General features: G+C 63.4%; 19 protein-coding genes and 2 pseudogenes. 17 read left to right on the top strand and 4 right to left on the bottom strand.

Annotated features, from left to right (window positions below):
- Positions 1 to 10 precede the first annotated feature (10 nt).
- The 5 genes from AB3K92_RS10240 to AB3K92_RS10260 all read left to right on the top strand — a co-directional run bounded on the left by AB3K92_RS10240 (position 11) and on the right by AB3K92_RS10260 (position 5,146).
- A complete protein-coding gene (locus tag AB3K92_RS10240) occupies positions 11 to 1,654 on the top strand; it encodes a DUF2334 domain-containing protein (protein WP_059654018.1) in 1,644 nt (547 codons plus the stop codon).
- A 106-nt stretch (positions 1,655 to 1,760) separates the two neighbouring features.
- Positions 1,761 to 2,729: a hypothetical protein gene (locus tag AB3K92_RS10245; protein ID WP_369464954.1), complete on the top strand. Its 969-nt coding sequence runs from the start codon at positions 1,761 to 1,763 to the stop codon at positions 2,727 to 2,729.
- 321 nt (positions 2,730 to 3,050) lie between these two features.
- A complete protein-coding gene (locus AB3K92_RS10250; protein ID WP_060225222.1) occupies positions 3,051 to 4,250 on the top strand; it encodes a PLP-dependent aminotransferase family protein in 1,200 nt (399 codons plus the stop codon).
- A 12-nt stretch (positions 4,251 to 4,262) separates the two neighbouring features.
- Positions 4,263 to 4,454 (top strand): hypothetical protein, encoded by a 192-nt coding sequence (locus tag AB3K92_RS10255; RefSeq protein ID WP_048021647.1) that lies wholly within the window; start codon positions 4,263 to 4,265, stop codon positions 4,452 to 4,454.
- 95 nt (positions 4,455 to 4,549) lie between these two features.
- On the top strand, positions 4,550 to 5,146 hold the full coding sequence (locus AB3K92_RS10260; protein WP_369464955.1) for a pyridoxamine 5'-phosphate oxidase family protein: 597 nt from the start codon (positions 4,550 to 4,552) through the stop codon (positions 5,144 to 5,146).
- A 10-nt stretch (positions 5,147 to 5,156) separates the two neighbouring features.
- On the opposite strand, the gene AB3K92_RS10265 is transcribed toward AB3K92_RS10260, so the two are convergent.
- On the bottom strand, positions 5,157 to 5,438 hold the full coding sequence (locus AB3K92_RS10265; RefSeq protein WP_369464956.1) for a hypothetical protein: 282 nt from the start codon (positions 5,436 to 5,438) through the stop codon (positions 5,157 to 5,159).
- Positions 5,439 to 5,464: 26 nt separating this feature from the next.
- Complete coding sequence (gene gcvA / locus AB3K92_RS10270; protein ID WP_369464957.1) at positions 5,465 to 6,406, bottom strand: transcriptional regulator GcvA; 942 nt, start codon at positions 6,404 to 6,406, stop codon at positions 5,465 to 5,467.
- A gap of 134 nt (positions 6,407 to 6,540) precedes the next feature.
- Between gcvA and AB3K92_RS10275 the strand changes: the two genes are divergently transcribed.
- On the top strand, positions 6,541 to 7,245 hold the full coding sequence (locus AB3K92_RS10275) for an SDR family oxidoreductase (RefSeq protein ID WP_027790713.1): 705 nt from the start codon (positions 6,541 to 6,543) through the stop codon (positions 7,243 to 7,245).
- 95 nt (positions 7,246 to 7,340) lie between these two features.
- On the opposite strand, the pseudogene AB3K92_RS10280 reads toward AB3K92_RS10275, so the two are convergent.
- A pseudogene (locus tag AB3K92_RS10280) lies at positions 7,341 to 8,130 on the bottom strand (transposase).
- 1,119 nt (positions 8,131 to 9,249) lie between these two features.
- On the opposite strand from AB3K92_RS10280, the gene AB3K92_RS10285 reads away from it, so the two are divergent.
- From AB3K92_RS10285 to AB3K92_RS10335, 11 genes and pseudogenes are all read left to right on the top strand, one after another.
- Positions 9,250 to 12,039, top strand: coding sequence for a type VI secretion system Vgr family protein (locus AB3K92_RS10285; RefSeq protein WP_369464958.1), 2,790 nt, complete (start codon positions 9,250 to 9,252; stop codon positions 12,037 to 12,039).
- Between the two features lie 3 nt (positions 12,040 to 12,042).
- On the top strand, positions 12,043 to 14,433 hold the full coding sequence (locus AB3K92_RS10290) for a DUF3274 domain-containing protein (protein ID WP_369464959.1): 2,391 nt from the start codon (positions 12,043 to 12,045) through the stop codon (positions 14,431 to 14,433).
- A 93-nt stretch (positions 14,434 to 14,526) separates the two neighbouring features.
- Positions 14,527 to 16,077 (top strand): DUF2875 family protein, encoded by a 1,551-nt coding sequence (locus tag AB3K92_RS10295; protein WP_369464960.1) that lies wholly within the window; start codon positions 14,527 to 14,529, stop codon positions 16,075 to 16,077.
- Positions 16,078 to 16,086: 9 nt separating this feature from the next.
- Positions 16,087 to 16,347, top strand: coding sequence for a PAAR domain-containing protein (locus AB3K92_RS10300; RefSeq protein ID WP_369464961.1), 261 nt, complete (start codon positions 16,087 to 16,089; stop codon positions 16,345 to 16,347).
- Between the two features lie 514 nt (positions 16,348 to 16,861).
- A complete protein-coding gene (locus AB3K92_RS10305; RefSeq protein ID WP_369464962.1) occupies positions 16,862 to 17,110 on the top strand; it encodes a hypothetical protein in 249 nt (82 codons plus the stop codon).
- A gap of 17 nt (positions 17,111 to 17,127) precedes the next feature.
- Positions 17,128 to 17,403, top strand: a pseudogene (locus AB3K92_RS10310) (epoxide hydrolase); the annotation flags it as partial.
- A gap of 441 nt (positions 17,404 to 17,844) precedes the next feature.
- Positions 17,845 to 18,624, top strand: a complete 780-nt coding sequence (gene fabI / locus AB3K92_RS10315; RefSeq protein WP_369465775.1) for an enoyl-ACP reductase FabI — start codon at positions 17,845 to 17,847, stop codon at positions 18,622 to 18,624.
- Positions 18,625 to 18,692: 68 nt separating this feature from the next.
- Positions 18,693 to 21,041: a DUF3141 domain-containing protein gene (locus AB3K92_RS10320; protein WP_369464963.1), complete on the top strand. Its 2,349-nt coding sequence runs from the start codon at positions 18,693 to 18,695 to the stop codon at positions 21,039 to 21,041.
- 19 nt (positions 21,042 to 21,060) lie between these two features.
- Entirely contained in the window at positions 21,061 to 21,999 is a 939-nt protein-coding gene (locus tag AB3K92_RS10325) for a phosphate acetyltransferase (RefSeq protein WP_059494477.1), read from the top strand.
- A 4-nt stretch (positions 22,000 to 22,003) separates the two neighbouring features.
- Entirely contained in the window at positions 22,004 to 23,182 is a 1,179-nt protein-coding gene (locus AB3K92_RS10330; protein WP_059494479.1) for an acetate/propionate family kinase, read from the top strand.
- A 24-nt stretch (positions 23,183 to 23,206) separates the two neighbouring features.
- Entirely contained in the window at positions 23,207 to 23,461 is a 255-nt protein-coding gene (locus tag AB3K92_RS10335; protein WP_021156724.1) for a hypothetical protein, read from the top strand.
- A gap of 120 nt (positions 23,462 to 23,581) precedes the next feature.
- On the opposite strand, the gene AB3K92_RS10340 is transcribed toward AB3K92_RS10335, so the two are convergent.
- Positions 23,582 to 23,986, bottom strand: a complete 405-nt coding sequence (locus tag AB3K92_RS10340; RefSeq protein ID WP_219705791.1) for a hypothetical protein — start codon at positions 23,984 to 23,986, stop codon at positions 23,582 to 23,584.
- Between the last annotated feature and the right edge of the window lie 273 nt (positions 23,987 to 24,259).

The following is a 24,259-nucleotide window of genomic DNA, read 5'->3' on the forward strand; positions in this document are numbered from 1 at the left end:
AGAAACGGCCATGAAAAAGATCTTGCTCGTCATCGCCCTGCTAGCGGGGCTCGCGCAAATGACATTGCCGGGCACCGCGCACGCGCAGGCCACCACTGCCCATACGCTCGTGCTGTACGACAACCCGGCCAACGACCCCTATTCGAAGCTCGGCCTGATGTACAGCATCATGCTGAGGAACCTGCTTGGCCATTTCAATGCGACGATCGATCTGGTTCCGATCCAGAACTACACGTCCGGCATGGTCGGCAGCCACGACGTCACGTTCTATATCGGCGACTACTACAACAACCCGATTCCGACGGCGTTCATGAGCGACGTGATGACCACCAAGAAGACGGTGGTCTGGTTCAAGTACAACCTGTGGCAACTGGCCTGGAACACGGCCTTCACGTTCAATCAGACCTTCGGGTTCAGCTTCCTGGGCCTCGCGGGGATGAACGCGACGCCGTCGGCGAGCAATCCGAATCCGGGCTTCTACGATACGGTCACGTACAAGAACCTGTCGATGGTCAAGTACTACGCCTATAACGCGTCGACGGGCGTCATCAGCGCGGATCCGGACATCGGATTGACCCAGGTCGTCGATTCCACCAAGGCGCAAGCGCTCGTCACCATCAAGAACAGCCAGAGCGGCGCAACCGCGCCGTACATCATGCGCTCGGGCAACTTCTGGTACTTCGCGGACATGCCGTTTTCCTACATCGGCCCGACGGATCGCTACCTGGTGATCTGCGACATCCTGCACGACATCCTGCAGACCAATGCACCGGTGAATCATCGTGCGCTCGTCCGTCTGGAAGACCTCGACGCGTATACGACGACGAGTTCGATGCAGCAGCTGACAAACTACATGTACTCGAAGCACATTCCGTTCACGATGGCAACCATCCCGTTGTATACGGACCCGAACGGCTATTACAACGGCGGCGTGCCGGAGACGATCCATCTGGCGCAGGCGACGGGCCTCAAGAGGGCGCTGAACTACGCGCTCGCGCGCGGCGGCTCGATCGTGATGCACGGTTATACGCATCAGTACGATTCGACGCCGAACCTGCTGAATGCAGTCAGCGGCAGCGACTACGAGTTCTGGTACGCGGTGCAGAACCGGCCGGTTGATGAGGACTCCATCCCGTGGGCGGAAGGCCGAATGGCCGACGGCCTGCTCGAGTTCACGCTCAACGGCTACAAGATCGTCGGCTGGGCCGCGCCGCAGTACCAGATGTCGCCGGCCGCGTCGTCGGCGACAGCCCTCACGTTCCCGACCACGTTCCAGCGGGCCGTGTACTACACGTCGACCAAGCCGCAACTCGGAACGGGTGCCGCCAACCAGGACTTTTCGGCCGGGCAGTTTTTCCCGTACATCATCAACGCCGATTACTACGGGCAGCGGATCGTTCCGGAGAACCTGGGCAGCGTGCAGTACAACATCTGCAATATCGACCCGTTCTCGTGCATCACGTACACGTGGCAGCAAATCGTGACCAATGCCCGGTATGGCCTGGCGGTACGCGACGGTTTCGCGTCGTTCTTCTTCCATCCGTACTGGCTTGAACCGGATCTCGGATTGCCGGCGCTCCAGGACTTCCAGAGCATGATTACCGGCATTACGAATCTCGGCTACACGTGGGTGGACGGCACGACGGCCAAGTGATGCAGGCGTAGCGACAGCCCTGTGCGACCCGCATTGCCGATGCGGGTCGCACGTTTGTGTTCGATCGGCTACGATGACGCGCAGGCATGCTTCCGGAGAGCCAGCGATGACCACGTACGCGATCCCGGCCTGGCGCAGGATTCAACGGCGTATGGGCCGGCTTCGGCTCGCCGCGCGACCGAGCCCGCTTTCAGTCGCGCCGCGTTCGCCCCGGGCGGCGACGCTCGCGGCGATCGGCGCCTCGCTCGTCGTGGCCGCCTGCAGCTGGACCGCGCACGACGTGCACGCGGACGGCATCGTCTGGCAGGTGGACAACTCGACGACGAATCCGGTCGGCAACTGGCAGATGCTCGGCATTCACGATCTGCTGATTCAATGGACCGTCGTCGACGATACCGCGTTCATCGCCGGCACCTCGATCCAGCCTGCCGCGCACCTGCCCGACTGGGAGCGCATCGGTCGTGAGCCGTGGGCCAGGAACGTCATCCTGGGGCTGGCCGGCTACCAGGACGAAAAACGGGCGCGCACCCATCTGTCGACGCTCGCCGACCAGTCGCTGGAAGTGGCGCGCGCACCGGTTCCGCTGCATGTCGCCGGCTACTACTTTCCGGTCGAGATCGATCCGACCTGGCAGGACGCGCCAAAGCTCGCCGCCGTCCTGCAACGGCTGCCGCGGCCGCTCTGGGTGAGCGTGTACGACCAGACCAACATCGGCGGAAAGGCGCTCGCGGACTGGCTCGCGGCGTGGCTGCCCGCGGACGTCGGCGTGTTCTTTCAGGACGGCTGCGGTGTCTATGCCCGCGAGCCGTATGTCGCGCGCGCCTACCTCGACGAACTGGTTGCAAAATTGGGCAAGCGACGCGTGCGGGTCATCGCCGAGGCGTTCAGGCCTGCCGAGCGGGGCGGATTCCGTTCGGCCAGCGCCGACGAGCTGGGCAAGCAACTGCTGGCGTATCGCGGTTATCCGGTCTACCTGTTCGATGGTCCGCACTATGTGTCGGACGACCTCACGCGCACGCTCTCGACGTGGAAGCCGAAGCCGCCGCCGGCCGCGCCGGTGGGCACGGCGCACTGACCCGGTTCGGACCCGGCGAGCGGGGCGGCCAGGGAGCGCGTGCGGCGAAACAATCGGGCGGATCGGCTTTCCGGCGGCAACGCGTGCCCGGCACCCGGCGCCGGCATGCCGGCGTACGCGGCCGATCGTCCATTTGCTGCTCCCGCGCCACACCCCATTTGATGACCAAACCGCAAGACCTAGTGCATAGATATCGTTTGCCGCGGCCTTAATGACTATCGACAATCGTGGCTCGATTTCGCCGCCGTGGCGCCAGAAGCGCCGCGGTGGCCGGTACCTGGCGGCTATCCCGGCCGTCCGCGCCATCCAGCTCACGACGACATGTACGCGTTCACTCCCTCATTCCAGAATCCCGCCGGCTCGCCGATCCGCGAACTGTTCAAGTACCTGTCCGAACCGGGCATGATTTCCTTCGCGGGCGGTTATCCGGCCAGCGACCTGTTCGACGTTGACGGCCTGAACGCGGCCGCCGGGCGCGCGTATGCGCAGCCGGTGCGCTGCCTGCAATACGGCCCGACCGATGGCCTCGCCGAACTGAAGCAGCAACTGATCGCGTTGATGGCGCGCCGCGGTGTGGCGTGCACGGCGGCGGAGCTGCTCGTCACGACCGGTTCGCAGCAGGGGCTCGACCTGTTGCTGCGCGTGATGGTGTCGGCCGGCGACGTCGTGCTGACCGAGCAGCCGGCCTATCCGGCGACGCTGCAGGCGATGCGTCTGCAGCAGGCGCGCATCGTGACGATTCCGGTCGACGGCGCGGGGCTCGACGTCGATCGTCTCGGCGAACAGCTTTCCTCCGGCGCGATCGCGCAGCCGAAGCTGCTCTACACGGTCCCGACCTTCGCGAACCCGACCGGCGCGACGCTCACGCGCGAACGACGGCTGAAGCTGCTGCGTCTCGCGGTGCAATACCGCTTCCTGATCGTCGAGGACGATCCGTACGGCGACCTGCGTTTCGCGGGCGAAGCCGTGCCGTCGATGCTTGCGCTGGCCGACGAAGTGGACGGCGCACGCGACTGGATCGTGCATTTCGCGAGCCTGTCGAAGATCGTCGCGCCGGGGCTGCGCGTGGGCTGGACGATCGCGCCGGCCGAGATCGCGCGCCGCTGCGTGATCGCGAAGCAGACGGTCGACCTGTGCAGCACGCCGTGGACGCAGGCGACCGCCGCCGAGTATCTGGCCGACGGCGCGCTCGAACGCCATCTGCCGCGCATCACGGCCGCTTACCAGCGCAAATGCGCTGCGATGTGCGACGCATTGCGCGACGGCCTGGGCGATGCGATCGAGTTTCATCGTCCCGAAGGCGGGATGTTCGTGTGGGCGCGGATCGGCGCGGTGTCGTCGGACGTGCTGCTGCAACAGGCGATCGCGAACAAGGTCGTGTTCGTGCCGGGCAAGGCATTCTTCGCGGACAACGTCGACGCGGCATCGCTGCGCCTGTCGTTCGCCGCGCCGGACGTCGATGCGATCCGGGAAGGCGTCGCGCGCCTCGTGCGCGCGTATGGAGCGGCGCTCGCCGCGTGAGGAGACAGCAACGTGAACATCACCGTCAACGACACCGTACCGATGGGCGCGGCACCGCGCGCGGGCGATAACCGGCCCGTCGCGCACCGCTCGTCGCAGATCAGCGCAGGGCCGCAGTATGTGGCCGACGTGCTCGGCCGCTTCGGCGCACAGCCGGCGGACGACATCGGCGATGCGGCATCGGTCGTGCTCGGCTACAACTGAGCCGCACGGCGACGGCCGGCGCGCTGCACGCGTGCCGGCGCCGCCGCAAGCGGTTAAGCTTGCGCGATCGCAACACGCACGATCGCCGCTTCGCCATGTCCGACTCAACTTCCGAATCGCTCGCGCACACATACGAGCGCCTCTGGTCCTGCCTCGCATCCGGCGTGAGCGCGCAGCGTTCGCCGTTCACGATGCTGCAGGCCGCGACGCTCGGTATCGACGGCGCGCCGAAGGTACGCACGATCGTGTTGCGTCAGGCGAGTCGTGCCGATCGTGTGCTGTCGTTTCATACCGATGCGCGTTCGGAGAAGGTCGCGGAGCTGCGCCGCGATCCGCGCATCGCGCTCGTCGCCAGCGATCTCGATGCGCTCGTGCAGATTCGCGTGGAGGGCGTTGCATCGGTCTGCGACGACCAAGCGCAACGCCGCTCGATCTGGCAATCGAGCCGCCCGCATACGCTGCTGCTGTATCGCGCTCCATTGCCGCCGGGCACGCCGGTCGAGTCGCCTGAAGCCGCGCATGTGTCGGCGAGCCCGCGCGCCAATCCCGACGACGACGGTTGCGAGAACTTCTGCCTGCTTCACGTGAGCGTGACGCGCATCGACTGGCTCGAACTCGCGCGAGCCGGCCATCGCCGCGCGGTGTTCGACCTGCACGAAGGCGGCTACGAAGGGCGGTGGATCGCGCCCTGAGCCGGACTGCTCATTTGCTGATTTCGACGTGACGGGCCAATGCCGCGGCGAGGTACTGCTCGCCGTCGTCGATCGACCCGACGATCGCGGGCGCGCTGACTTCTCCCCAGAACGGCAGACGCCACTGCGGATCGGGGTGATGCCCCAGGACGACGGCCCGATACAGGCCATCGGGCCGTTGCGCAATCAGCGTGACCAGATGCCGATCGGCGAGGTGCGTTTCGGCAACGGGTTGCTCGCCGGGCATCAGCACGCCCTTCCAGATGCCGCCGTATCGTTCTTCCCATCCCATCGAGTGTCTCCTCGCGGCATATCGCCCTAAGCGCGCTTTCTCGCGCCGCGGCTGCCCGCCGAATCGGGTGAATCGGGCGGCCGCCCGTCCGATGCCGCCTGCGCGGTCATCCATTCGCGCATCACGACGATGGCGTCGTCATCGCGCCGCTCGGCCGGATACACGAGATAAAACCCCATCGACAGCGGAAACGCGAAATCGAACGGCTTGCACAGCCGGCCGGCGGCGATGTCGCGCTCGACGAGCGGATCGGTGGCGAGCGCGATGCCCTGGCCGGCGACGGCCGCATCGATCGCGAGCGACGTCTGGTTGAAGCGCAGCCCCTTGTGCGGATCGAGGTCGACGGGCTCCGGCATCGCGGCGAGGAACTCGGGCCACAGGTCGTGCGCGTCGTGCAGCAGCACGTGGCTTGCAAGCGCGCGCGGCGACGCCGGCGCGGCCAGCAGCGCGGGGCTGCACACGGCACACACGTCGAGCGGGAACAGCGCATGCGTGGCGAGATGCTTGCCGAACGGCGGCTTGCCGTAACGGATCGCGAGATCGACGCCGTCATGGCGGAACGTCGCGATCTGCGGGTCGGCGATCACGCGCACGTCGTAGTCGGGGTGTGCGTCGGTGAACTGCGCGAGCCGCGGAATCAGCCACTTCGACGCGAACGACGGCGTCGTGCTGATGGTCAGCGCGGCGCGCCGCTTCACGAGCTTGTCGGTTGCGTCGACGATCGCGTGCAGCGCGCGCTGCACGTCGGAGAAATACGCGGCGCCGTCGTGCGTCAGCGCGAGGCCGCGCGGCAGGCGTTCGAACAGCTTCAGGCCGAGCACGTCCTCGAGGTGGCGAACCTGCTGCGCGACGGCGCCCTGCGTGACGCCGATCTCGTCGGCGGCGGCGCGGAAATTGAGGTGCCGCGCGGACACTTCGAACGCGCGGAGCGCATTCAGCGGCGGCAGGCGGGAGGGGCGAGGCGGCATCGTCAGGCTGTAGAAAAACTATCGGCTGGAGGCAGAAATACTGGTTCGACAGTCGTTATCGATGCACCTACATTACCACCATGGCGCACCGAACGGCGGTTGCGCGGCGGCAGGATTCGAACGAGGAGCAGATCGTGACTGTAGAAAAAGTGGCGTTGATCACGGCGGCGGGCAAGGGCATGGGCGCGGCGATCGCGCGCGAACTGGCGGCGACGGGTTATCGCGTCGCGCTGATGTCGCCGTCGGGCAGCGCGGTGGCGCTCGGCGAGGAACTGGGCGGATTCGGCATCCAGGGTTCGGTGACGGAAGAAGCCGACATCGACCGGCTCGTGCAGGAAACGCTCGCGCGCTACGGCCGCATCGATGCGGTCGTGAACAACACCGGGCATCCGCCGAAGGGCGAGCTGCTGGCGATCACCGACGACAACTGGCATGCCGGGCTCGACCTGATCCTGCTGAACGTGGTGCGCGTGATGCGCCGTGTGACGCCGGTCTTCCAGAAGCAGGGCGGCGGCGCGGTGGTGAACATCTCGAGCTTCGCGGCGGACGCGCCCGAGCAGCCGATGCCCGTTTCGTCGGCACTGCGCGCGGCGCTGAGCGCATGGACGCGTCTTTACGCGGAACGTTACGCGGCCGAGCACATCCGGATGAACGCGGTGCTGCCGGGCTTCATCGACAGCTGGCCGGAAACGCCGGAGATCGTCGCACGCATCCCGGCCGGCCGCTTCGGCAAGACCGGCGAGATCGCGAAGACGGTCGCGTTCCTGCTGTCCGACGGCGCGGGTTACATCACCGGGCAGAACATTCGCGTCGACGGCGCGATCGTCAAGGCGCTGTGAACGTCGCGCGGGCGAGCGGCCGCAGCGGCCGGGCCGCTCGCCGCGCAGTCGCTACAAACGCGTACAAACCAGACAAATCCGGGATACTGTAGTCGTCAACTAATCCCGGACACTGGGTTAAGTTTTTCTTCCGCAACGGCCGGTGCCAGTCCGTCATTGAACTGATGCGGTCGTATCCAGTTGTACCGGTGCATCGGGTGGTGGCAAATATCCCGGTGTGCTTCCTGCGCCGACATATACCCCACTGACGGTAGCCATTCCGTCTTGAAGCTGCCGAACAACCTTTCCATCGGGGAGTTATCCACACTATTTCCTCGATGGCGCATGCTTTGCTGTATCCGATAGCGCCAGAGGCGCTGACGGAATTTGCGGCTTGCATATTGGGCAGATTCAACCGGGTGAAACGGCAAGCCTTGCGGTCGACCACGTTGCGCATAGGCCATCTCCAACGCCTGCACGACCAGATCGGCATCAACGCGGCGGCCTCGCCCTCGGTGTGCATACAGGCAGGACCGCGCGACACGTCGAATACCGCGCAGATCAGCTCGACCGATTCGCTTGCGCCAATCCGATCAATTACTTCGTACGTTCGATGCCTTCCGACATCAATAGTGCGGTGGCCTTCTTTAAAATGGTCTCCTCACGCACGAGGCGTTCGATACGCGCTTCGAGTTCCTGAATGCGCTGTTGATTCGGCGTAATTGCCTTGCCCTGCGGCGTGACGCCCTGGCGCTCCATCTTAAGTTGCCGCACCCAGCGGGGCAGCACCGTCTCGCCGACGTCGACCGAGTGGCTTGCTTCCATATGGCTATAGCCCTGGTCGAGCACCAGACAGGCGGCTTGCTGTTTGAACTCCGGGGAAAACGTACACTGTTGCTTGCTCATCAGACACTTCTTCATGGCGACCATTCTCGCCTAAATCAGTGTCCGGATTCATTAGACCACTCCACCCGTCGTGATCTCGAAGAGCAGAGAGCGGTCGAGGCGACGCAGTCGACCTATCGGTACGTCCTTGTTCGCGCGTGCCTTAATTCCCGACGATATCCATATATTAAATTAATATATTCAATAAATTCATTATTTGCGCGATCCGCAACAATTTATCGACCGCAATGGCTCGCCCCCCCGAATTTCTCGCAAGAATCAAATGAAATTGTAAGCTTTGCGTTCTTGAGTCGGCCACGAGGGCACCGTAACAAAGCTTGACGATCTGAGTCACGCAGTCCGTCTAGAATGGCTTTGCTAAATCGGCATATGGTCTAATAGCCGAACCTTGAACGTCTTGGAAAGCGCCGGGAAACTTCCGTTCGGCACCATGAGGATGCTGGATTACGAGCACGCGGTTTATGTCCTGACGACGCCCGCACCGATGGATGTCTTGTCGGTATTGGGCGATCGGTCGGATTTCGGTCCAGCGGTTCGCTGTTTCCCGCCGCCATTCGATGCGCTATTGGAGATGGTGTTCCTGTTGCGACACGATGCAAAGGCAGTTGAAGGCGTCTTGCTGTCGAGTCACCTACCGTGCCGCGTCCTCTGTTCAGGAAGGTATCGACAGCGGCCGCTCACAGTGCGTCTCGCGTGGCTTGCCCACGAGAACCGGTTCGTCGTGCATCACGATGGCCATCTCTTCAGGGTTGCTCGAGACCAGGCTGCACGATGGCGTCAGCACCAAACGGCGGTAGCAATTGAAGCAACGACGTGGTTGACGCTCGATCGACTGTACCAGTCCGCAGACCTTTTTTGCATGGCAAGAGACATTGCAGATCGCTCGACGGTGGTTGGCGTCGCCGGCCGTTAAGAGGCGTCGCTCCGGCGGTCGGTCGGGGCGCTCGACGCTGAGGATGTGATCGTTGTACCTCCCGGCGATGCCGAGCAGTTGGCGCTGTACAACCCGGAAGCCGGGTGCTGGCACTTCGTGCCGCGAGTCGAGACCGTCTGACAAAAAATTGACGGTGGGCCACCTTGTGGCTTGCCGGATATAAACATAAAACTGAGAGGGCCGAAGTGAGCATCAGCGACACACTTAGTAGCTTCGCGTCGGGGGCCGTCGACTGGAACCGACGTCCGGTCGCTTTGAATTTCGGGCGGCTGCAAGGGACGTTGGGGCGCTTGCTTGCGCTTCAGCACGCAAACGTTCACGAAGGGCTGATGACCGGCATCCACGGCCATCTCACGTGCGTATCGACACGACACGACCTACCACCCAAGTTGTTTATCGGCGTGCCTGTTTCATTGCGACTGGTAACCGACCGTGGCCAGCTGCAGACGATCAACGCGATCGTTCAGAACGTACAAATCGGACAAAGCGATGGCGAGCTGTGCGTTTACCAGCTGACGATTTGTGATGCTTTGTCCCTGATGGACAAACGGACGAACTCGCGCGTCTTCCGCAAACAGAGCGTCGTTGACGTGCTCACGGTGATGTTCAACGAATGGCGGCAGCGTAGTCCGGCGCTCGCGCGCGCCTTCGAATTCGACCTGTCATTCCTGAATCGCGATCGCTATCCTGCTCGAGAATTGACGCGCCAGGTGAACGAGTCGGACGCAGCGTTTGTGCGGCGCTTGTTGCGTCGCGAAGGGATTTCGATCTTCGTCAAGGCAGGGCCCGCCAAGGGCGGATCCACCTCCGAAGACGACACCCCCGTGCACACCTTGGTCTGTTGCGACAATCCCGATTCGTTGCAGGAAGGACCAGCGGGAACGGTGCGTCTACACCCACGCGACGCCGGTACCGAAGAGCGCGATACGGTCACACTGTTCGCGCTGCACGCGCGCCTGGTGCCGGGCGCAGCGAGTCGACCATCATGGGACTACAAGAAGGCGCGTATTGACGAGTCGACCGTGGCGGGCGAAGTCGACCAGGGCGATGCCGGTAACGATCTGGCAAAGCTCCTGACCGACGTCGCGATCGATGTCCCGCATGCGGGCGACTCGTGGGACGACCACGATCGCCTTACGCGCTCGCGTATGCTGGCGCACCAATTCGAAGCTGAACAGTACGACGGCGCAAGCGGGATCCGCGATCTCGCCGTCGGCACCTGGATCACGCTGACGGGTGACCCCGACCTGGACATGCAGTCGGCCGACAAGCGGCAGTTCGTCGTCACGTCGATTCGCCACGACGTCTCGAACAACCTCCCGAAGGGGTTGACCGAACGCGTGCAGCAGCTCTTTGCAGCGAGCAAGAACCTCGTATCGCCTTCGCCGGCCCAACTGGCCCCGTCGTCCGCTGAATCGGATACGCGCTACGAAAACACTTTCACGTGCGTGCGCCGCGGCGTCCCGATCACGCCGGCATACGATCCCAGGATTGACCTGCCACCCGTTCATTTGCTGACCGGGGTCATCGTTACGCGCGACGGTGATGAGGTTGTGACCGACGAGCTCGGGCGGGTCTACGTGCGGATCCAAGGACTGGATCCTGCCGATCACTCCCATGCACAAGGGGCCGGCACGAACGATAACGCCGGCGACAGCGCGCCGATCCGGGTGGCGTCGAGCCTCGCGGGCACGCAGTTCGGTGCGTCGTTTCTGCCACGCATCGGCATGGAGGTCCTGCTCGGGGCGATTGGGGGCGATCCCGACCGGTTGGTGATCATCGCTGTCCTCGGCAATGGGGCGAACCCGCCGGCGGCGTTTACGCACACCGGTTCGCTGCCTGGCAACCGATACGTGTCGGGTATCAAGACGAAGGAAATCAAGGGGCAGCGCTACAACCAGTTGCGGCTCGACGACACGCCAAATGAAATCAGCGCACAGCTGGCGAGCGAGCACGCGCATACGCAGTTGAACCTCGGGGATCTGACGCATCCACGTGAGAACGGCACCGGACAGGCGCGCGGCGAGGGCGCTGAGCTGCGCACCGACGCGGCGGCCGCGGTGCGGGCCGCTCGGGGCATACTGCTCACTGCCTATGCCCGTACTCGCGCCAGCGGCGATCAGCTTGATCGTGACGAATTGATCGAACTCCTCGGCGAATGCGCTCAACTCTTCAAATCGCTCGGGGACTACGCCGGTCAGCACGGCGGGCAGGCCACCGACGTTGCGGGACAGCAAGCAGTGGCAACGGCTTTCAAGGATTGGATTGCAGGCGATAGCACATCCAACAACGGCGCCAGTTCGTCGACCAGCACACCCGCTTTGATGGCATTCGGAGCGCCGGGGGGATCGGTGAACGTGACGCCGAAAACCCATGTGACCTATGCCGGCGAGAACGTTGACCAAATCGCGCAGCAGCACATGCAGCTCGTGAGCGGGCAACGGCTGAACGCAATGGGTGGACAGGGCGTGCAGGTGTTCGGACGCGGCGAAGGCGTGAGCGCAATCGCTGGCGAGGGGCCTCTGACGCTGCAGGCGCAGAAGGATGTGATGTCGGCAATCGCCCAAAAGGGCGTGCAGATCACGGCGGTTGACGGGGAGGTCGTGATCAGCGGCAAGACGCTGCGGCTGGTCGCGGAAGACGGCAGCTACGTGAAGATCGGTGGAGGTGTCCAGGTTGGCTCGAATAGCGCGTTTACCGCGCATACGGCCGGACACGATTTCGTTGGCCCTGATACCGATCACGTCGCGCAGCCTGGGTTCAATCAGGCGCCGACGAGCCAGAAGTTCCGGCTGCGATACCCGGGTACCGATACGAGCGAGGTTCCGCACTCGGTGCCGAATCGGCCTTACAAGATCACGCTGAATAACGGCCAGGTCATTCAAGGTGTTTCCGATCACGAAGGGTTGACGGATCTCGCCGAAAGCGACGTGATGCACATCGCCCACGTTCAGGTTTTCGACGCACAAGGATAAATCATGGCGAGTCCTCAAAATCCCCCGAGGGTGGTCGGCGAGAAGAAGGCCGTCACGCAATCCAATCTTCCGAAAGACGCGCCTACTCCTGTCGACGTCGAGCATCGGTTCCCGTGCACGACGATTCTCATTCACGGCGTGAACGATCTCGGGACCGACTTTGCTACCGTCGAGGGCGGTCTCTGCGAAGGCCTTAAGGATCGGCTCGGGCGACCCGATCTCCAGGGGGCCGAGTATGTGCACGGGCGCATGGCCCATGATGATCCGAGCAAAAAAGCCGTCACCGCCGCCGACCTCATGAAAAACCTCGACGATGTGCTATATCGGCGTCAGGAATCCCGCAACACGCGTAGCCCACTTATCCCCTTCTATTGGGGCGTCCGCGCCAATAAGGACGATCTGCCGAAGGACCCCAACAAGCAGACCGTTAACGGCCAGTATGTGGACAAGTTCGGTAACCGCCTAGACGCACACCGTGCCAAGGGTGGCGGTTTCTTCGCCAACGCCACGACCGACATTCCGGGCATGTTCGCCACGCATTTCAAGGGTGGAAAACTTACCGCCACGCTCAACTATGCCTCGGGCGATCCCACCCATCCATTGCTCGAAGCCCCGAGCCGCCATTACATGGTGTTGGCTGCGGTCCGGCTGGCTGCACTCATCCGGCAGATTCGCATCATCAACCCTGACGAGACCGTGAATATCATTGCCCACAGTCAGGGCACCCTGATCTCGTTACTCGCTCAGGCCTTCTTGATCAATGGCCTCAATCCGGACGCTTGCAGTGTCGGCGATCGCCCCGCCGATACACTGATCTTGATCGACTCACCCTTCACCCTCGAACAGGAATTGGCGGAGCGCTTGGGCCAGACCGGTGACGAACAGCAAACAACTTACGCGCGCACCAAAACCCTCGCAAATCTCACGCAGTTGGTCGCACAAGCGAAGCACAGCGCGCCAGCACTCGATCAGCTCTCAGCCACTGACGGGCAGGGCAAAGTCGTGCGCGACAACTTCGGTATCACCGGCCCTAAATGGGGTCCCCAGCATGCGACGCGCTTGACCGGCCCCAAAGATGACAGTAAAGAGATCTTGGCCTTCGCCGAACGTGACAATCGCGGCAAGGTCTATCTGTACTTCTGCCCGGAAGATTCCACCGTCGCCATGAACGGCATCAACGGCATGGGAGCGTCCGGCCTGCCAGATTCGCGCAGCGTCACGGCCTCGCGCGACGGTGCAAAACCCGAAACCATCCGGCTCCTGTCCGATAGTTTCCGCCAACGCGTGTTCACGCGCCGCTTGCGCAACGGCCAACCAGTACTCGTTGGTGATGCCCCTGGCCCTTTCACCTTACGCGAGAAAGGGGAAAGCGCCCATGGAACCAGCGGGTGGAAGGAAAAATTGAAGCGCGCCGACATCCCGGAAGGCACTGTGCGTACTATCAATGGCGAAGCGTTACCTCCGCCGTTTCCACCGGACATGCAAGCCAATGTGATTGACGGTACCCAGCGCACCGCGCTCGATGGCAGTGCAAACGAGTTTGAACCGGGTCAGCAGGCCCTCGACCAGCTCGAAGCCGAGATAGTGTTGAGCACCAATGGCGGCCCCGGCACCCTGCAGAAGCTACCGATGCAAACCATCGACTGGCCCGGTTTCGGTATTGGTAGCCAGATCCCCGATCGAAGCACGGTCGAAGCCCGACTGAATGACAACAAGACCGATCCCAATGATCGATGCCGCGTGCTCCAGGTCACAGCCCCCTTTCCGCTCCAGCCTGGCAAGTTGCAGATCATCCGAGAGGAAACCCCCAACGAGGCCAAGGTGCGCATCATGAACACCCAGCGCTCCCCCGACTCGTATCACTCGGCTGTCATGAGCGGGCGGCGCAACCACCGCTGTGCCACCGCCTTCGATGTCGCCATCGGCCAGGGGCGCGCCGTCGATGACCCGGCATGGGCAAAACTGCTGCGCGCCATCGCGGATTGGCGGATATCCTTGGATAAGGTGCAGCGGGCATCAGGAAAACCAAAATATTACGAGCTCGATGCCGTTACCCGTGAAATCGTCGAAGCGAACTGCAAATACTACAACGACGGTACGTTTCCGGACGTGCATCTGGTGCCCAAGAGCCCCCCGCCACAGGTGGTAAGCGAGATCTACCAGCAACAGCAGGACTTTAAGAAGAAGCAGGAAGCCGAACAGGATCGCAAGCGCATCGAAGAGCGCAACCAGCGCTTGAAGGCACAGGCAGATCAGGTTAAAACCCAGGTTCAGCAGGGTATAGCTCGCGGCCAGGAATACCTTGGCAAGCAAGCCGATGCCGCGAAGCAGGGGTTGGACGGGGCGCTCGACAGTGCCAAGCAGGGCGTCAAGGATCTCTGGAACAAATTCTGATTCGCGATGACAATCACATCTTCTACCCGCGCATCGAAACGACCCCTGTTCGGGGCTCTGATCATGGTCCTGGCCTTGCTCTGGACCGCCGTATTGAAGCTGCTCACTGTGAGCGGCACTCTACCCTGGGGAACCACACCAATGACTCAACGCGTGCTGCTCTGGCTGCTTCCGATCGCTCTCATCGGCGGCATCGCGTATTCCGGTTACAGTGTATGGGCACGCCAAAATGCGCCACGCTCCATTGATCCGACGGCGGTGCAAGCAGTTGCCACACATGACGATGCGGTGCCTGTCGCCGCCGCTCGCGATCCGCGCTTCACGCTGGAGATCCGCCGCTTTGGCGTCACGGTCGACCGCTTCCGTCAGCGCGCGCTGCTAATGCGGCTCGATGAGGCGGGCGTGAACGGCAAACTGCTCCTGCAGGATCCGAAAGACTACCCGTGGGAAGCGATGGCGCGGATGTCCGCAGAGGAACAACGCGAAAACAATGTGTTCGGCTACACACTGCGCAACTGGACGGATTACTGGCCGATCCCAGTCATCGTTGCAGGGCCTCCGAGAGATGAGCACGACTCCGATGCCGGTCGCATGGCAACCCATATTAGCAGCGCCGATAACGGTGCCGGCATTGGCAACACCCTGTACATTCGTCTCGATGAGATCCACACCGAACGCGGCGACGAAATAGTGTCACGTGTATTCGACTTCTTCGATCAGCATCCAGACCTACCGGCAGTCGTGCTCCTAATCGAGGACGGGTTGAATACTCGTTCATATTTGAGTACACCGGGCGAAGACCTGACACAACAGAATAAGAACGGCAATTTTGTGCCAACAAGACCGGACAGTTTTGTGGCCGTGCTCGTAACACGCAAAGATCGCGTCGACCGACTGATCCGACCGTACACGGCCGATGTGCCGGAAGCGATCGACAATACGAAGACCCAGTACGACGTGATCAAGCTGTGGAATTTCTTTTGGGCCGAACAGAAAGCTTATTGGGCAGCAGGCGACGCAGCAGGCGACGCAACCCACAAAGAGATGCCTTGGGACTACTGGCAATCGAAGCTGCCGGAATTCTGGAAAACAACGCCGCTGAAAGTGCCGGAAGGTTTCAAGCCTAATCCATGGGTGCCGGTGCCATGGACGACCTGGCAATTGAAGGAGTACGACGCCTGGCCGGTTCTGGCATATCTGCATCGACCGGTACGCGTGGATCTGAGTGACGGCCACGGCGAATCGCTGAAGAAGGGCGAAAAAATCGAGAAACTACGCGCGGGCTGGCAGCAGGCTATGGACACGCTTCCGACAGGCATCCACCCATCCCGCATGTTCTACGACACGGGGGCGTCGAACAGCCAGTTGGCATTGCTGGTGCAGTCGCTGCACGACAATCCGCAGCACATCGATCTGGACGACTCCAAAGATGCGTTCGACATGCAACGACGAATTGGGGGTGACACGGGAATGAGCTCGACCTGGGTCCAACTCGCGCTCGCACTGATGTTGGATTACGGCGACGGCAAGACGAGCGCATTGGTGAACCTGCGCGACCCGCTGCACGGAACGATCGTGATGCTGACGCCCCCGGACGAAGCGGCTCGGAAGGCGAACCCACAGACGTTCGGCTGGGATTTTTAGGAGTCGGTCGTGAGCGAAAAACCCTACGTCCTTGAGGGCGATACCCATAGTCATGGGGGGCGAGTCCTGTCGGGCGCGCCCCATTCTCGTATCAAGGGGCGAGCGATCGCGCGTTTGCACGATCCGGCGATTTGCGAAATTCACGGCCCTACGACCATCGCGAAGGTATCGGGTCGTGGCCGTTTCGACGGTCGGCCGGCGGCTTGTGACGGCGACGAACTGGCTTGTGGAGCGAAGCTGATCGCGAGCCAGACCAATACGGGCGGCTGATATCACGGGATGGTGAACCGTGTCGCGCTCACAAACGCGTGCGAGCTCGGCATTGCCCGGTGGGTCACGACGGGGCACGTGACGCCGTAGAGGAGGGCCTTGATTCCCGTACATTCTTCCGGTTAGACGCCTTTAAGCCAGGCAAGGCTCGCTTTTGCGGCCCCAAATAAAGATTGATATATGCCAATGGGTTGACGTCTACCCTTTGCCCGAAGAGCGGGGATCGTCTTCGGAGGCGGCAGTGTCGGTCGAGGGACGGCTCATCTTGGATACACCGCGTCCGGAGACGCCTTCTGCTTCGTTGGCGAACGGTGGGCGCTAACTCATCGTTTCATGGAGCAGTTATTAGGGGTTGCTAGGACGAGCCTTGCCTGACTTAAAGGCCTCTAACCGGAAAAGAGCATAGAAATCAAAGGCACCTTTAACCACTGAGCACGCGAAAGATGCGTTAGATTGGGTGCGGGTTGCGGTCCACTAATTCACACGTCGTTCGCTTTCGTTGTGGGGAATTTTTATGGAACCAGTAGCGTATAGACCCTCTCGCCATCAGCAGCTCATGGGGTGGGGCGCAGGGCTGATTGTCGCCGGGGTTGGGCTGTTCTCTGTCTTCATTGTCTTTATGGCCATTGGTGCATTCGACCAGTGGCATATTCAAAACGATACGCAGTTGACGTTGGTCTTTGCCGTGCCCGTTTTAATGGCGGTCGCCGGACTCACCCTGTTCGTTGTAGGCGTAGTCAACGCATTCAGAGCGCGTAAATGAACCGATACAGCCACTTTGTCTACTGGCTGACGAACACCGCGACGTCCGCCGCGCAGATCTACTGGGAGGATCACTCGAACAACTTCAATGCGGTGGATATCGCGTTGCCGGCCGCGATCACGGTGTTTCCGGGCGAGATCTACCAGGCGCCGCGCAGCTGGGCCGAGCGCAGCTATCACAACCTGATCTACTTCAACGAAGTCGACAAGGGCGGGCATTTCGCGGCATGGGAGGAGCCGGAGTTGTTCGCGCGTGAAGTGCGCGCCGGGTTCCGGCCGTTGCGGCGCGTGTAAGCGAGGGAGGACGGGCGAACGCGGGCCGGCGCGGATGCGGCCGGCGTTTGCTTCCGTCGTGCACGTTCCTGAATTCACCGTAGCGTCGTTATTGCTGCCCGCGTTACCTGTTTAAGCGGCCGTTTTACGGCAGAAACAGCACGGCGCTTCCGTTCACGATTGAATGACATATCGATGAACAAAACCCGTTCTGGAAGAAACATTCCATCGTAATTATTTGATTAAAAAGCGATTTTGATAAAAATCAAAATATGTCGCGTGAATTGACTGATGTATTGAAACCCTCAATACAATGATCCGCGACTGCACCTGAGTGCGGACAAATCATCCTGTTTATTGGCACGCGGCAAAAAGCCGAATCGGCTTTTTCACGGTTTCGCCCGGTGAAAAAATACGACCCGAGGTTTCGCGATGACGAATAACGACGTGCGCGAGTCACGCATGGCTTGCGACGGCATGCGCCCGCTTGAAGGTCGGAGAGGCATCGTCGTCGGCCTGGCGAACGAGCAGAGCATCGCGTGGGGATGTGCGCGCGCATTTCGTGCGGCGGGTGCCGAGCTGGCGGTGACGTGGCAATCCGACCGGGCGTTGCCGTACATCGCACCGTTGCTGGACCAGCTGAAGCCGGCGATTGCGATGCCGCTCGACGTGAGCCGGGCCGACCAGATGCGCGAGGTGTTCGACACGATCGGCGAACAGTGGGGCGGCCTCGATTTTCTGTTGCATGCCGTTGCCTATGCACCCAGGGCCGATCTGCACGGGCGCGTCGTCGACAGTTCGCCGGAAGGGTTCGCGCTCGCGATGGATACCTCCTGCCACTCGTTCATCAGGATGGCGAAACTGGCCGAGCCGTTGATGACGTCCGGTGGAAGCCTGATGGCGATGACCTATATCGGAGCCGACCAGGTCATCGCGGAGTACGGCGTGATGGGCCCGGTCAAGGCGGCGCTGGAGGCCACCGTCCGATACCTCGCTGTCGAGCTGGGGCCGGCCGGCATTCGCGTGCATGCGGTGTCGCCCGGGGCACTGGCCACGCGGGCAGCATCCGGGCTGCCGAACTTCGACCATCTGCTTGACGACACAGCCCGGCGTGCGCCATTGCGCCGTCCGCTCGACATCGACGACGTCGGTGCGTTGTGCACCTTTCTCGCCGGCGATGCCGCACGCGCGATGACCGGCGGTATTCACTACATCGACGCGGGGATGCACGTGCTCGGCTGACGCCTGGCGCGAGGCGGCCGCTCCCGGAATGCGTCGAGATTCACCTTGCCCCTCTGGAGAACAGTGTTATGGATGCTGCCACGCAACTGGCGCGCAGTCATGAGATCGCCACGGAGATTGTCCACGTCCTGCAAAAACGCACGCAGCACGCGCTGGAACAGTACGGGAAACGGTTGGGCGAAGCGTTCGACGGCAGCGACGGCCCCGGCCAGGCGCCGGGCGCCGACCCGTTTGCCATGCCATTCTCGCGGCTGGGCGCGTGGCATTACGCGGTCGACGCCGCACAGCGCGCGCTGCTGTTCTGGGACACGCTGCGCGAGCGCGGCATGCAATATGTCGAGCGCATGGCCGAGGGGCTCAAGCCGGTGCTGCATTTCGACTACGACGTCGTGCTCGACGGCCGGCAGTTTGCACGGCCCGTCAATTACGCGCTCGTTCACATCCAGCCGCCGGATGGCGTGATCGTCGACGCCGGCAAGCGGCCCTACCTGATCATCGATCCGCGCGCGGGGCACGGCCCCGGTATCGGCGGCTTCAAGGACGATTCGCAAGTCGGCGTGGCGTTGCGCGCGGGGCATCCCGTGTATTTCGTCGTGTTCTTCCAGGAGCCCGAGCCCGGCCAGACGTTGCTCGACGTGTGTGCCGCGGAACAGGCGTTCGTCCGGAAAGTGCGGGAACTGCATCCGGACAGCCTCAAGCCGGCCATCGTCGGCAACTGCCAGGGCGGCTGGGCCGCGATGATGCTCGCGAGTTCGTCGGCGGACGATACGGGCCCGATCGTCATCAACGGCGCCCCGATGTCGTACTGGAGCGGCGCGTGGAGCGAGGGGCCCGGCGACAATCCGATGCGCTATGCCGGCGGCATACTCGGCGGCACGTGGCTCGCGTCGTTTGCGTCGGACCTGGGCAACGGCAAGTTCGACGGCGCCTATCTCGTGCAGAACTTCGAGAACCTGAACCCGGCGAACACGTTGTGGGACAAGTATTACCACGTGTACGACCACATCGACACCGAGCCGCCGCGCTTCCTCGAGTTCGAGCGCTGGTGGGGCGGCTACTACCTGATGAACCGCGACGAGATCGAATGGATCACGCGCAACCTGTTCATCGGCAACAAGCTCTGGTCCGGCGAAGTGAAAGACGGATCGGGCAAGGCGTTCGACCTGCGCGAGATCCGTTCGCCGATCATCCTGTTCGCGTCGATGGGCGACAACATCACGCCGCCGCAGCAGGCGTTCAACTGGGTCGCGGACATCTACGGCAGCACGGAGGAGATCAAGGCGCGCGGGCAGGTCATCATCGGGTTGGTGGAAGAGGACGTGGGGCATCTCGGCATCTTCGTGTCCGGCAAGGTCGCGAAGAAGGAGCACGCGCAGATCGTCAGCGTGCTGGATGCCGTCGAAACGCTGCCGCCCGGCCTTTATGCGATGTCGATCGAGGAAGTGAAGGGCGCCGACGGGAAGGTCACGTACGACGTCACCTTCGCCGAGCACCGTCTGGAAGAGATCGCGCAATACTTCAACCGCTTCGGGCGCAAGGACGAACAAGCGTTCGAGGCCGTCGCCGCGCTGTCCGAATTCACGCAGCGCGCGTATGAACTGTTCATGCAGCCATACGTGCAGCAGGCATCGAACGAGACCACCGCGCACCTGTTGCGCGACTTTCATCCGCTGCGCTTCCAGCGCTGGGCGTTTTCGGACCTGAATCCCTGGCTTCGCTGGCTGAAGCCCGCCGCCGACACGGTCAGGGCCCACCGCCAGCCGGCCGACGACATCGAGCCATGGCGCAAGCTCGAACGGCGTGGCTCGGATATCGTCAGCGCGTCGCTCGATTGTTTCCGCGCGATGCGCGATGCAAGCATCGAGTCGCTGTTCTTCACGCTGTACACCCAGCCGGCCTTGCTTCATTTCGGGGAGCAGTATCGCGACCGCCACGCGGCTGCGCCGGCGGCGGCGGACCCCCGCGACCTGCCGTTCGTGAAGGCGGCGCTCGCGTCGATCGACCGTGGCGGCTACACCGAAGCGGTTGCGCGGGCGGCGTTCCTGCTCGAGCGCAACGGCGAACCGTTTCCGCTGGCGCAGCTTGCGGCCGAGCGCGAGCTTGCCGAAACCTACGCCGAATACCTGCCGAACCTGCCGCCCGACCAGTGGCGGCGCATCTATGGCGAGCAGGAGATCATCGCGACTTACGCGCCCCAACAGGCCGTCGCCACGCTGCCGGTGCTGCTTGCCCGGCTGGAGGACCGCCAGCGGCTGCTGACGCTGCTGGACAAGCTGCTGGGCGATGCGCGCGTGCAAAGCGCGTCGGTGAGCGAGCAACAGTGGGCGGCGCTGCAACGCATTCGTGCGGTACTGGGCGCGCCGCCTGCCACGCTGCCGGCCAGGGGGCCGCTGGCGACACTCGAACGCGTGCAGTGACGGACAGCGAGGAACCGCAATGGAAACCCGACACGAGAAATATCGCCGCCTCATCGAACACTGCCAGGCGCTTGCGCCGATGCCGACGGCCGTCGCGCATCCGTGCGATCGAAGCTCGCTCGAGGGCGCGCTGGAGGCGGCGCGCAAGGGGCTGATCGAGCCGATCCTGGTCGGCCCGCGTGCGCGTATCGAAGCGACCGCCGCGGAGTTGCAGCTGCCGATCGGCGATCACGAGATCGTCGATGCGCCGTACAGCGAGGCGTCGGCAGCGGCGGCGGTGCGGCTCGTACGCGACGGCCGCGCGTCCGCGTTGATGAAGGGCAGCCTTCACACCGACGAACTCATGGCCGAAGTGGTGCGGCACGATGCCGGGTTGCGCACGGGCCGGCGCATCAGCCATTGCTTCGTGATGGACGTGCCCGCGCACGCCGACCCGCTGATCGTGACCGACGCGGCGATCAATATCGCGCCGACGCTCGAGGAAAAGGTCGACATCCTGCAGAACGCGATCGATCTCGCGCATGCGCTGGATTTTGCGCAGGTTCGTGTGGCGATCCTCTCGGCCATGGAGACGGTCAACCCGAAAGTGCCGTCGACGCTCGAAGCCGCCGCGCTGTGCAAGATGGTGGATCGGCGGCAGATCACCGGCGCGCTCGTCGACGGCCCGCTGGCGCTCGACAACGCGATCGATCCCGAAGCCGCGCGCATCAAGCAGATCGATTCGCCGGTGGCCGGCCACGCGAACGTGCTGATGGTGCCGAACCTCGAAGCGGGCAACATGCTTGCCAAGAGCCTGTCGTTCCTGGCCGGCGCGGATGCGGCGGGCATCGTGCTCGGCGCGCGCGTGCCGGTCATCCTGACGAGTCGTGCCGATTCGTTGATCACCCGGCTGGCTTCCTGCGCGGTCGCGATGCTCGTCGCGAACGTGCAGCGCGAAGCGGCCCGGCGCGTGGGGTGACGCCATGGCAGACGTGATTCTGGTGTTGAATGCCGGCTCGTCGAGCATCAAGTTTTCCGCATTCGACGTGCACGGCGACACGCTCGGCCTGATCGTGCATGGCCAGGTCGAGGGCCTGTACACGGCCACGGCGCACTTCAGCGCCGTCGACCGCCACGCGGAGCGTCACGAACGGCAATGGGCCGGCGGCGATACGTTCGGCCATCAGGAAGGGCTCGAGCAGATCGCCGCGTTCCTGGGCGCGCATCAGGAAGGGCACCGTCTCGCGGCGGTGGGCCATCGCGTCGTGCACGGCGGACAACGCTTCAGCGGCCCGGTGCGCGTCACGCCCGAGATCGTGGCCGAGCTGGAGAAACTCACCCCGCTCGCGCCTTTGCATCAGCCGCACAACCTGACGCCGATTCGTATCCTCGAAACGATGCGGCCCGGCGTCGAGCAGGTGGCCTGCTTCGACACGGCGTTCCACTGCACGCAGCCCGCGGTGACCCAGGCGTTCGCGCTGCCCGCGTCGATCACCAGCCGGGGCGTGCGCCGTTACGGTTTCCACGGGCTCTCGTACGAGTACATCGCGAGCGTGCTGCCCGACGTCGCGCCGGCGGCGGCGCGCGGGCGCACGGTCGTCGCCCATCTCGGCAACGGCGCGAGCATGTGCGCGCTCGTGGGAGGCAAGAGCGTCGCGAGCACGATGGGGTTCACGGCGCTCGACGGGCTGCCGATGGGCACGCGTTGCGGCAACCTCGATCCCGGTGTCGTGATCTTCCTGATGGAAGCACTCCGGATGGACGTGCGCGCCGTCGAGGATCTGCTCTATCGGCGTTCCGGGTTGCTCGGCGTGTCCGGCCTGTCGAGCGACATGCGCACCCTGCTCGCGAGCGACGACCCGCACGCACGCTTCGCCATCGAGCTGTACGTCTACCGCATCGCGCGCGAACTCGGTTCGCTTGCGGCCGCGATGGAGGGAATCGACGCCGTCGTGTTCACGGCGGGGATCGGCGAGCACGCGGCGGCGATTCGCGAGGGGGTGTTGCGCCGTGCGGCGTGGCTCGGCGTCGAGATCGATGTCGACGCGAACGGCACGGGCGGGCCGCTGATCACGACGGCATCGAGTCGCGTATCGGCGTGGGTGATCCCGACCGACGAAGAACTGATGATCGCGCGCCATACGCACCGGCTGATCCGGTGACGGACGAACGAGCAAGGAATCCTCATGGCTGAACTACTGCTGGTCAATGTCGAAGAACACGCGCGCGACGACGAGGTCGGCGCGTTCCTGGCGCGGCATGGATTCCCGCAGTTCGATGCGATCGAGCGCGTGCCGGCCGGGATCGGCACCCCCATCGCACTGCTCCGGTTCAACACGCTGTCGTCGGTCGCGCTTTACTCGCTGCGCGCCCGGATCGATCACATCTCGTGGCGGGGCCGCTCGATTCGCGCGCATATCCTGCCGGACCGGAAGGACTGAACGGCTGCGTGCGGCGGCGTGGTTCGAGCGGTGAATGCGCGCCGGCCGGCATGCGGCCCGTGTTCATCGGCGGAGTGGGGCGGTGTCATGCCGCCGCGATGTCTCGGGGCGGCGTCGCCGTCAGATGATCCGGCACGTGCCGTGTACGTCCCTCAGCCACGTGAGAAGCATCATCGCGGCATAGACACAAGGCAGCACGATCAAAAATCGACGCCACGTTACCTTGAAACGCGGAAGCCGCCGGACGACCACGGCGAGCGCGATGCAGGCAACCAGCCCGACCGGCAAGATGTTCCAGTTGTCCCGGAAGGCGGCAAAAACGAAAGCCGCCGTGAAAAACACGACCCAGACCACGGCACCGCCAAGGGTGTCGCAGTAGGCGGTGGCGTATCCGGAGAACCACGCGAGCAGAAGCGCCGCAAGCCCGAACGCGGTCAGGATGGTCGCGAGCCAGAGCGGCGGCCCGTGCGTGCCCGCCTGTCGCACGGGAGCGTCTTGTTGGTCGGCATCGGTCAATTCGGTCACCTGCAATCGGGCGGGTTGTCACGGCAAGCGGCGTAGTATCGCCGCGTTTCGGCGCCGAAGCGAGAGGCGGTGCGTGGCCATGCCATCGGCGGGGCAGGCCGGCGCGTGGCACGTGGCCCCTGCGAACCCGTATTTCCCGCCCGATTTTTGAATCGTCGTGTGTCGTGTTCGCCGACAGATACGTTGGGATACAAAGCCTCGCCAGGGCTCGGGTATAAAACCGGTGAAGCGATTCACACGGCGGCGCGATGCCATGCGCCGCTGCCGAGAATG

The organism is Burkholderia sp. Bmkn7 (assembly GCF_041103175.1).
Classification (GTDB): domain Bacteria; phylum Pseudomonadota; class Gammaproteobacteria; order Burkholderiales; family Burkholderiaceae; genus Burkholderia; species Burkholderia cepacia.

What these genes read in the sequence shown, in the direction of transcription:
- fabI (WP_369465775.1), top strand. Translation starts at nt 17,845, where the DNA reads ATGGCTTGCGACGGCATGCGCCCGCTTGAAGGTCGGAGAGGCATCGTC.
- AB3K92_RS10330 (WP_059494479.1), top strand. Translation starts at nt 22,004, where the DNA reads ATGGCAGACGTGATTCTGGTGTTGAATGCCGGCTCGTCGAGCATCAAG.
- AB3K92_RS10240 (WP_059654018.1), top strand. Translation starts at nt 11, where the DNA reads ATGAAAAAGATCTTGCTCGTCATCGCCCTGCTAGCGGGGCTCGCGCAA.
- AB3K92_RS10260 (WP_369464955.1), top strand. Translation starts at nt 4,550, where the DNA reads ATGTCCGACTCAACTTCCGAATCGCTCGCGCACACATACGAGCGCCTC.
- AB3K92_RS10250 (WP_060225222.1), top strand. Translation starts at nt 3,051, where the DNA reads ATGTACGCGTTCACTCCCTCATTCCAGAATCCCGCCGGCTCGCCGATC.
- gcvA (WP_369464957.1), bottom strand. Translation starts at nt 6,406, where the DNA reads ATGCCGCCTCGCCCCTCCCGCCTGCCGCCGCTGAATGCGCTCCGCGCG.
- AB3K92_RS10305 (WP_369464962.1), top strand. Translation starts at nt 16,862, where the DNA reads ATGGAACCAGTAGCGTATAGACCCTCTCGCCATCAGCAGCTCATGGGG.
- AB3K92_RS10245 (WP_369464954.1), top strand. Translation starts at nt 1,761, where the DNA reads ATGACCACGTACGCGATCCCGGCCTGGCGCAGGATTCAACGGCGTATG.
- AB3K92_RS10325 (WP_059494477.1), top strand. Translation starts at nt 21,061, where the DNA reads ATGGAAACCCGACACGAGAAATATCGCCGCCTCATCGAACACTGCCAG.
- AB3K92_RS10320 (WP_369464963.1), top strand. Translation starts at nt 18,693, where the DNA reads ATGGATGCTGCCACGCAACTGGCGCGCAGTCATGAGATCGCCACGGAG.
- AB3K92_RS10335 (WP_021156724.1), top strand. Translation starts at nt 23,207, where the DNA reads ATGGCTGAACTACTGCTGGTCAATGTCGAAGAACACGCGCGCGACGAC.
- AB3K92_RS10290 (WP_369464959.1), top strand. Translation starts at nt 12,043, where the DNA reads ATGGCGAGTCCTCAAAATCCCCCGAGGGTGGTCGGCGAGAAGAAGGCC.
- AB3K92_RS10265 (WP_369464956.1), bottom strand. Translation starts at nt 5,438, where the DNA reads ATGGGATGGGAAGAACGATACGGCGGCATCTGGAAGGGCGTGCTGATG.